General features: G+C 72.3%; 9 protein-coding genes. 2 read left to right on the forward strand and 7 right to left on the reverse strand.

Annotated elements, in window-relative coordinates; all coding sequences use genetic code 11:
- Window positions 1–149: 149 nt before the first annotated feature.
- From AB0G16_RS29065 to AB0G16_RS29090, 6 genes are all read right to left on the reverse strand, one after another.
- The gene (locus AB0G16_RS29065) at window positions 150–2,057 is read right to left on the reverse strand and encodes an ABC transporter ATP-binding protein (RefSeq protein ID WP_362811787.1); all 1,908 of its coding nucleotides are present in this window, start codon (window positions 2,055–2,057) and stop codon (window positions 150–152) included.
- A 32-nt stretch (window positions 2,058–2,089) separates the two neighbouring features.
- Window positions 2,090–2,629, reverse strand: coding sequence for a hypothetical protein (locus tag AB0G16_RS29070; RefSeq protein ID WP_362811789.1), 540 nt, complete (start codon window positions 2,627–2,629; stop codon window positions 2,090–2,092).
- 12 nt (window positions 2,630–2,641) lie between these two features.
- Complete coding sequence (locus AB0G16_RS29075) at window positions 2,642–2,818, reverse strand: hypothetical protein (protein ID WP_362811792.1); 177 nt, start codon at window positions 2,816–2,818, stop codon at window positions 2,642–2,644.
- Window positions 2,819–2,898: 80 nt separating this feature from the next.
- Window positions 2,899–3,114: a hypothetical protein gene (locus tag AB0G16_RS29080; RefSeq protein WP_362811795.1), complete on the reverse strand. Its 216-nt coding sequence runs from the start codon at window positions 3,112–3,114 to the stop codon at window positions 2,899–2,901.
- Between the two features lie 159 nt (window positions 3,115–3,273).
- Window positions 3,274–3,765: a S26 family signal peptidase gene (locus AB0G16_RS29085; RefSeq protein WP_362811798.1), complete on the reverse strand. Its 492-nt coding sequence runs from the start codon at window positions 3,763–3,765 to the stop codon at window positions 3,274–3,276.
- Window positions 3,759–4,442 carry an AfsR/SARP family transcriptional regulator gene (locus AB0G16_RS29090; protein WP_362811801.1) on the reverse strand — a complete coding sequence of 228 codons (684 nt, stop codon included), beginning with the start codon at window positions 4,440–4,442 and terminating at the stop codon, window positions 3,759–3,761. The genes AB0G16_RS29085 and AB0G16_RS29090 overlap by 7 nt, the downstream gene beginning before the upstream one ends.
- A gap of 398 nt (window positions 4,443–4,840) precedes the next feature.
- Here AB0G16_RS29090 and AB0G16_RS29095 point away from each other — a divergent pair, with 398 nt between their 5' ends.
- Window positions 4,841–5,002: a hypothetical protein gene (locus AB0G16_RS29095; protein ID WP_362811804.1), complete on the forward strand. Its 162-nt coding sequence runs from the start codon at window positions 4,841–4,843 to the stop codon at window positions 5,000–5,002.
- Window positions 5,003–5,126: 124 nt separating this feature from the next.
- A complete protein-coding gene (locus AB0G16_RS29100) occupies window positions 5,127–7,985 on the forward strand; it encodes an AAA family ATPase (RefSeq protein WP_362811807.1) in 2,859 nt (952 codons plus the stop codon).
- 77 nt (window positions 7,986–8,062) lie between these two features.
- Here AB0G16_RS29100 and AB0G16_RS29105 read toward each other — a convergent pair whose 3' ends face one another.
- Window positions 8,063–8,641, reverse strand: a complete 579-nt coding sequence (locus AB0G16_RS29105; protein ID WP_362811810.1) for a TMEM165/GDT1 family protein — start codon at window positions 8,639–8,641, stop codon at window positions 8,063–8,065.
- Between the last annotated feature and the right edge of the window lie 394 nt (window positions 8,642–9,035).

Here is a 9,035-nt window from a genome sequence, read left to right on the forward strand (position 1 = left end):
GCGGGCCTCGTCCGGCTCGGTCCCTCCGTTCCCGGGACGGCCTCTCGCCCGGCGACGCGCAACGGGCCCGGCACGGGGCGACGGCGGGCCCGGCACGGGTGGCTCGCACCGTCCGCCCGGCGTGATCGGTTCGCCCGGGGAGACGGCGCTCAGGGCCTGGGCGGCGCGTGCGTCTCCGCCAGGGGCGCGGGCCCCTCGATCCGGTACCCCTCCGCCTGCAGGGCGAACAGCCGGGCGTACTCTCCCTCGCCCGCCATCAGCTCGGCGTGCGTGCCCCGCTCCACGACGCGCCCGCCGGCGAGGACCACGATGAGATCCGCCTCACGCACGGCGCTGAGCCGGTGGGAGATCAGCAGGCTGGTCCGCCCGGACCTGTGCCGGCGCAGATCGGTGTGCAGGTCGTGCTCGGCCCTCGCGTCCAGCCCCGCGCTCGGCTCGTCCAGGATGACCAGGTCGCGGTCCTGTCTCAGGTAGGCGCGGGCGAGCGCGATCCGCTGCCACTGCCCGCCGGAGAGCAGGACGCCCGTCTCCGGGTCGTCCTCGCCCGGATCGAGGAAGGTGCGGCTCAGCATCGTGTCGTAGCCGCGCGGGAGGTTCTCGAGCGCCTCGTCGATCCCGGACAGGGAGGCGGCGGTACGGATCCGCTCCCGGTCGGACATGGCGGAGACGTCGCCGACGCCGATGTTCTCCGCGGCGGTGAAGTCGTAGGCGACGCAGTCCTGGAAGACGGCCGCCATCCGCTCCCGCAGCTCCGCCGGGGCGATCTCGCGAATGTCCACCCCGTCCCAGAGCACCGCGCCCCGCTGCGGGTCGTAGAACCGGCAGAGCAGCTTGACCAGTGTCGACTTGCCGGACCCGTTGAGGCCGACCAGGGCCAGTGCGGCGCCGTGGGGCAGGAAGAGATCGACCCCGCGCAGCACCCAGGGGTGCGCGTCGTCATAGCGGAACCACACGTCCCGCAGCTCGATCCCGCGCCTCAGCGGCACGGCCCTCGCGGGCCTGTCCGGAACCGGAAGATCGGGTGCGGCCCGCACCACCTCGCGGTAGTGGCCGAACATCAGCAGGGCCTCGTACATCCCGCCGAGGGACCCGACGAACTCCGCGAGACCCAGCTGCACCCCGGCCACGGCGGCGATGAACACGGCCACGTCGCCGATCGACAGCAGGCCGCCGGCCGTGCCCGCCACCACCCAGATCAGCCCGGCGCCCGCGGTCGCCGCGCCGAGCACGCTGAGCCACGTCTGGACCTTCAGCTCGCGCACGTCGACGGCGCGTTCGCTCTCCTGGGCCGCTCGCACGTCGGTCATCAGCCGCCGCCGGAGGAAGTCGCCGAGCCCGAACAGGCGGACCTCCTTGGCGAAGTCGAGGCTGGTCAGCAGCCGGCCGTAGAAGACGGTCCGGCGGCCGAGCGGGCTGATCCGCCACATCGTGCCCGCCCTGAGCCTGCTCAGGAACAGTTCGGCGAGGACCGTCGGAACCGCGGTGAGCAGCACCACGACGGTCATGACCGGGCTCAGCAGGGTCAGCGTGACGACGAAGCCGCCGACCGTGACGGCCACCCGCAGCAGGGAGATCGCCGGTAGGACGATCTGGATGGCCGCCGTCTGCCCCGCCTGCTCGGCCAGCCGCAGCCGGTCGTGGAAGGACGGGGTCTCGAAGCGGTTCAGTCCGACGAACCGGTTCACCGCGGCGAACAGCTCGTCGCGGGCGACCAGATCGATCCGGCGGCGCAACTGGGCGTCGAGGTAGCGGCCGAGATGGGGAAGGGCGGCGGTCAGCAGGCCGGTGACGGCCAGTCCGGCCGCCAGCGTGATGAGCAGCCCCTGGTCGCGCCGCGGGGCGTTCAGCTCGTCGAGGAGCAGTTTGGTGAGCCAGGCGCCCGCGACGGGCCAGGTGCCCGCGAGCAGCGCCATCGTGACGGAGCCGAGCAGCAGCTTCGGACCGGATCGCCAGACCAGTGCCCACGCGGCGACGGCCCGCTCCCGGAGCGTCCCGGCCTCCGCGCTGTGGATCCGGTCCGGCCTGCCCGGGGCCGAACCGGATCCACGGCCTCGCACGCGGTTCCGCACGCGGCCTCGGACGCCACGGATCACGCCGGAACCGGCCGGTCCAGGTTCGCCACGGAGATGGAGGCGACCCGCACGACTCCGCCGGAGACGAGGTAGAAGTTGGGGAAGAGCTTCGCCTGGAACGCCTTCTCGATCGGGCCGTCCCAGGGCTGGCGGATCACCCGCGCGACCGGGCGCAGCCCCTCGACGAGTTCCCCGGCCTTGGGGGTGTCGTCCCCGACGATCGCCACGATCGCGGCGGAACGGCCGACGCCCCGGTCTCCGAGGAACCGGACGAGGTTCGGCATCTCGTCCAGGCAGACCACGCATTCGGTGGAGAGCAGGGCCAGGACCTCCGGGGGCGCCGCCTGGCTGTCGATCGTCTCGCCGTCGACCGACTCGGCGGTGAACGCGGGAAGCGGCGTCCCCTCCCGCAGCAGCGACTGGGCCGGATCGCCGCTCCGCAGTGCCGCGAGCTGTTGGGTGTGATCCCGCAACCGGCGGATCACCGCCATCGTGAGCACCAGATCGACGAGACACAGGAGCCCGACGAACACCACCGCCGCGATCAGAAACGGCACTCTGGATTCCTCTCAGGAACAGGCCGGCCCGAAGGCCGGCGCGAGCAGTGACGCGAGGTCGCCGGTGAACGGGACCCCGGCGACGATCACGGGCGCGGCGGCCACGGCGACCACCGCCCCGCGTGGAGGCGGGCCGGTGCCGTCACCGACACGGGGGACGGCACCGGCCACCACGACGGTGACGGTCACGGATGTCGCGTCGCGCACCGGACGCGCGCGGCCGGCCGGTGCCGTTCACCCCGTCTCGTCACCGCCGTACGTCGTGGAGATCAGTTACAGCAGTCGTAGCACTCGATCTGGCATCCCGACGTTCTGTTGCACCACTTGTACTTCGTCGTGCGGTCGCCGTTGCGGTAGCAGTAGTGCTCGCAACCGCTCCAGTAGCCCATGTACCTGCCCCGGCACAGCGCGGCCGCGTCGGCCCTGGTGCTCGGCAGGAGCAGTTCGAGCAGCCTGTCGCCCAGGGAGTTCATCTTTCCGATCATGGTTCTCCTAACGGATCGGCCACCTCGCCCGCCCGGTCGAACGAGCGCGGGATCCGTGGCGGCCGTCACCCCCGACGATCTGCGGACCACGGTTCCCGGCGAGCGAACCAAATGCCCCTACCGCATCCCTACCGGATCGCTACCGCGTCCCTACCGGCGTCACCACCGGCGGTACGCGGCCAGACGCCGCACCACGACACCGACCAGGCGCTCGACCGGCAGGAAGCCCCAGGATCTGGAGTCGTAACTGTGCCGCGCGTCCCCGAGGACCACCAGGCGGCCGGCCGGGACCGGGGTTCCCGCCGGCCGGCCGCAGGCCTCCGCGGCGGCCGGTGGCAGAGGGTCACCCGGTACCGCGACCACCCGCTTGATGCTCCGGCCGTCTCGCGCGGGGGCCGCACCCGGTGGCGGCGCGTCCCGGCCCGCCTGGAACGACGGCGTCCACAGGACCACCACGTCACCCCTGCGCGGCGTCCGGGCGGCCCCCGCGCGCACCAGAACCCGGTCGCCGTCGAAGAGGGCCGGTTCCATGCTGGCACCGCTGACCGTGACGACCAGATACCGGCGCCGTACGGCCACCAGGGCCGTGCCCGCGGCGACCACGGCTATCGTGGCGATCACGACGGCCGCGCCTGACCCACGCCTCAGCATGGCGCGGGCAGTATCCGGGTCACCGGCACCTCGGTCAGGATGGCGTGCTCGACGTCACGCAGTTCCGGGCCCGGGTTGATGCCCAGATCCCTGTTCAGGAGAACGCGGGTGTCGCGGAACGCCCACAGCGCCTCCGCCCGGCGGCCGCACCCGTACAGGGCGATCATCTGCAGCACCCGCAGCCGTTCGCGCAGCGGATGGGCGGCGACCAGTTGCTCCAGCTCGGCCGCGACCTCCGCGTACCTGTCGAGCATCAGCTCGACGTGCGCGCACTTCTCCAGCGCGGCCAGCCGTCGCTCCTCCAGATGGGTGGCCTCCGCGGCGAGCCCGGGAACGCCGTCGATCGCCCGGCCGGACCAGCGGGCCAGGGCGTCGCGGAAGAAGACGACGGCCCCGATCAGGTCGCCCGTCGCGACGGCGGACGAGGCCTGCCGGACCCCCTGCTCGAAGAGCCCGACGTCGATCTCGCCCGGCTCGGCGCGCAGCATGTATCCCGAGGACAGCGTGTTGATCCGCTCGCCCGCGGCCACCGGATCGTCCAGCACCTGCCGCAGCGCCGACACGGTCTTGTGGATCTGTGCCTGCGCGGTCGGCGGCGGGTGGTCCCCCCACACGACGTCGACCAGCCGGTCGACCGCCACGACCCGGTTGGCGTTCAGTGCCAGAGTGGCGAACACCGCGCGTTGACGGTGCCCCCGAAACCACGCTCGGCCGGCCGGGCCGCGAACCTCCGGTGGTCCCAGCAGTCGAAACTCCATGTCACCCCGCAGGAGCTCACGTATTTAAATTATAACAAAGGCTAACTTCAACCTACATAACCGATTAATTCGGAATTATGCGTTATGGTCTCCCGGAGCCGCCATTGGAACGTGCGTAAAAATACAATCCCCACCCCGGTGTCACCCAGCCGGCACATTCCGTGGCCCCCCGTGCGGGCCGAGCATCCCTAGACGGTGCCGGGGCGGGAAGCGCCCGCGGATAGGACATCCTCCCGATGCGGGACCGGGGGCCTTAGGAGGAGTCTTGAGTCTGTGAGGAAAGCGCGCCACGGGGCGCCGTACCAGGGAGGAACCCCATGGGACCCGAGATCCAGCTTCAGATGATCGCCCACCGGACCGCCGAACTCCGCCGGGAGGCCGGTGACCACCGCCGCGCCCGCGAGGTGCTGGAGGACAGGAAGGCCCGCTCCCCCGAGAAGCGCCGCCCGGGCCTCTTCGGCAGGACCGTTCCGGCGTGACCCCGGTTCAGGAGCCCGGCCGCCCCGTTCGCCCGGCCGGGCCTCACCACCCCCCTGAACCACCGGTTCCGCCGAGCGAAAAAATAGGAAGATCACACCTTTAAGGCATGGCATGCTGGCAGGCATGGTGGGTCGGGCGGTAAGTCCCGTTTTCGTGGGGCGGGAGAGGGAGCTTTCAGACCTGACCGAGGCATTCGCGCAGGCCCGGAAGGACGCGGCGGTGACCGTGCTGCTCGGCGGTGAGGCGGGCGTCGGCAAGTCACGGCTGATCGGGTGTTTCGCGGAACGGGCCACGGTCGACGGCGCCCACGTGCTCAACGGGGGCTGCGTGGAGCTGTCGACCGAGGGCCTGGCCTACGCCCCGTTCACCGCGGTGATCCGCCAGTTGGTCCGGGAGTGCGGCGCCGAGGAGATCGCGAGCATGCTCCCCCAGGGAGGCGCGCGCGACCTGGCCCGGCTGCTGCCCGAGTTCGGCGAGCCGAGCGACCACACCGAGAGCGAGGCCGCCCGCGCGCGGCTCTTCGAGCAGATCCTCGCCCTGCTGGAACGGCTCGCGGAGCGCCACCCGGTGATCCTCCTCATCGAGGACGTCCACTGGGCCGACAGCTCCAGCCGCGACCTGATCGCCTTCCTGAGCCGGAACCTCCACACCGCGCCGGTGCTGATGGTCCTCACCTACCGCTCCGACGAGCTGCACCGCCAGCATCCGCTGCGGCCGGTGCTGGCCGAGCTCGGGCGGCTGGACGACGTCGTGCGGATCGACCTCCCCAGGCTCACCCAGGACGAGGTCGCGGCCCAGATGGCCGGCATCCTGGGCACCACGCCCGAGTTCGTCCAGGTCCACCGGGTCTTCCAGCGCAGCGAGGGCATCCCGCTCTTCGTCGAGGCGCTGATGGAGTGCGGCGGCGACGCCGGCTTCCCCAGCTCCCTGCACGATCTGATCATCGGCTCCGTCGAGCGCCTCCCCGAGGAGACGCAGCGCGTGCTGCGCATCGCCGCCGCCGGCGGCAACCGGGTGGGCCACGCCCTGCTCGCCGCGGTCAGCGGCCTGTCCGACGTCGACCTCGAGGACGCGCTGCGCACCGCGATCGCGGCCAACGTGCTGCAGGTCGCCGACGGCCACGACTACCTCTTCCGGCACGCGCTGATCCGCGAGGCCGTGCACGAGGAGCTCCTTCCCGGCGAGCACGTACGGCTGCACGCCCGCTTCGCCGAGGAGATCGGCCGCGACCGCACGCTGGTCCCGCCCGGCAGGGCCGCCATCGAGATCGCCCACCACTGGTACTCCGCCCGCGACGACCTGTGGGCCCTGATCTCCGCCTGGGAGGCCGCGGGCAAGGCCGCCAAGAGCTTCGCCTACAACGAGATGATGCAGCTCCTGGAACGGGTGCTCACCCTCTGGAGCAAGATCCCCGACGCCGCCGAGCGCATCGGCGTGGACCACACCACGGTGCTGGAGCACGCCGCCGAGGCCGCGAGCGCGTGCGGCGAGGCCGACCGGGGCAGCAGGTTCGTCACGGCCGCGCTGGACGAGCTCGACGAGCTGGCCGAACCCGCGCGGGTGGCCGACCTGGTCGTGCGGCGGGCGCAGTTCAAGAAGGCCAGGCGCAGGCCCGGGGTGCTGGACGACCTCCGCTACGCCGAACGGCTGGTCCCCGAGCCGGGACTGGAGCGGGCCGAGGTGCTGTCCAAGCTGGGCTCGTACCTGATGTTCAGCGGCGAGCTGGCGGAGGGCACGGCGCTCACCGAGGAGGCGCTGCGGATCGCGCGCGAGCACGGCGAGAAGGCCCTGGAGGCGGAGCTGCTGCTCAACCTCGGGCTGGGCCACTCGATCGCGGGGCGCCTCGACATCACGATCGCGCTCAACAAGACCGCGCAGGCGATCGGCGAGCGCGTCGGTTCCGGCCGCAGCGTCCTGCGCGCCGTCGCCAACAACGTGGACGCGCTGAACAACATCGGCCGTTCCACCGAGGCGATCGAGCTGGCCCTCGAAGGGGAGCGGCTGGCCAGGGAGTACGGCCGCTACCGGGTCCAGGGCACGTTCATCGCCACCAACCGGGCCGAGGCGCTCGAGGCGCTCGGCAGGTTCGACGAGGCCGCCAGGCTGGTCGAGCAGATCCTCGCCATGGGCCCCTCCCTGCGTACCCGTCACCACCTGCTGCGGATCCGCGGGGACGTGGCGATCGCCCGGGGCGAGGTCGAGGTGCTCAGGTCCGTCCTGAACGAGGTGGGGGGCTTCGGCACCGTCCCCGAGGAGTTCATGCAGGAGCTGACGGCCAACGTCCGGCTCCAGATCGGCCTGCACATGCTCGAAGGGGAACCGCCGGCCGCGCTGGAGGTCGCCGAGCGGGTCGCCCGGGAGGCGCAGATCACGAGCAAGCCCATGCTGGGCTGGCGGGTGCTCGGCCTGCTCGGCGGGGTGTGCGAGGCGACCGAGGATCTCGCGCCCGGGCGGGCGGCCGCGCTGCGCGCCCACGTCGAGAGGGTGTCGGACGCGATGACCGTGGACAGTCCGGTCGCCGAGGCCTACCGGCTCGGCCTCGCCCGTGACCACGACGCGGCCGCCGCCGTCTGGGAGCGGCTGGGCCGTCCCTTCCTCCAGGCGCGGTCGCTGTTCCACGCCGCGCGGGCCGCGGCGGGCGCCGGCGACCGCGACGGCGCCGCGGACCGGTTGCGCACCGCCCGTTCGATCGCCGTGTCGCTCTCGGCGAGACCCCTGGTCACCAGGACGGAGGCGCTCGGCCGCCGGATCGGGATCTCCCTCACCGACCGGCCGGGGAACGGGGAGACATCGCTGACCCCGCGCGAGCTGGAGGTGCTGCGGCTGGTCGCCCTGGGAAGGTCCAACCGCGAGGTCGCCGCCGAGCTGTTCATCTCGGCCAAGACCGTGAGCGTCCACGTCTCCAACATCCTCGCCAAGCTGGGTGTCTCCACCCGGGGCGAGGCCGCCGCCGTGGCCCACCGCCTCACCCTGATCGCCTGAGCGCCCGGCCGCCCCGGTCACCCGGCCGCCCGGTCAGCGCCGTCACCGCCGGGCACGCGCGGCCGTGCCGGCCCCGGTCAGGCGAGCAGCGCCTCGAGCAGCAGGATCACGCCGAAGACGGCGAACGCGGCGGCGGCGCCGTACCGGATGACCCGTTCGGGAAGGTGCCGGCCGAGCATGCGGCCGACCAGGATGGCCAGGGCGTCGGCGGCGACCATACCGACCGTCGAGCCGATCCAGGTGCCGAGCCAACCGTGCTGGGTGGCGAGCGTGATGGTCGCCAGCATGGTCTTGTCCCCCAGCTCGGCCAGGAAGAAGGCGACGGTCACGGCGATGATCGCCGACCGTACGGTGCGCTGGGCCTTCTGGGCCTTGGCGGCCTCCTCGTCGGTCAGCTCGTCCCCGCGCAGCGTCCACAGGGCGAAGCCGAGGAAGGCGAGCCCGGCGACGACCGTGATCGCGGTGGTGGGGAGGAGATCACCGGCCAGCCCGCCCACGCCGACACTGACCAGGTGGACCACGGTGGTGGCGATGGTGATCCCGGCGAGGACCGGCCACGCCCTGAACCGGGTGGCGAAGGTCATCGCCATGAGCTGGCTCTTGTCGCCCAGCTCGGCCACGAAGATCACAACAAGGCTGATCCAGAACGCTTCCAACGAGGGTGCCCTTCCCGCGCGTGCGGCCGGGCGGAAGGGGAGCACCCGGGGAGTTCCGGGCACGGCTTCGGCCCGGCGGCATCGATGAGTGCCTGCCAGGCCGAAGGTCTCGTCCGCCACGGAACCGCGCCGAACGGCGGGATCCGGGGCCCGCGCGACCGGGCGCCCTGAGGCGCCAGCATGTCGATCACGCGATTGGGACTACTCCCCTTCGGGTCTTTCCATCAGACCATAGCAGCCGAAATCGGATGCCCATTACGGTGCCCGCCCCCTCTTCCGGCCCTTCGCCCGCCCCTCGCCGGGCCTCCCGCCCGGCCCCTTCGCCCGGCCTCCCGCCGGGTCTCGCCGCTCCCGCGTCCGGCCTCGCCCGATCAGCCGCCCGGCCCCTGTCCGG

Origin of the sequence: Streptosporangium sp. NPDC023615, assembly GCF_040640155.1 — a bacterium.
Lineage (GTDB): Bacteria > Actinomycetota > Actinomycetes > Streptosporangiales > Streptosporangiaceae > Streptosporangium.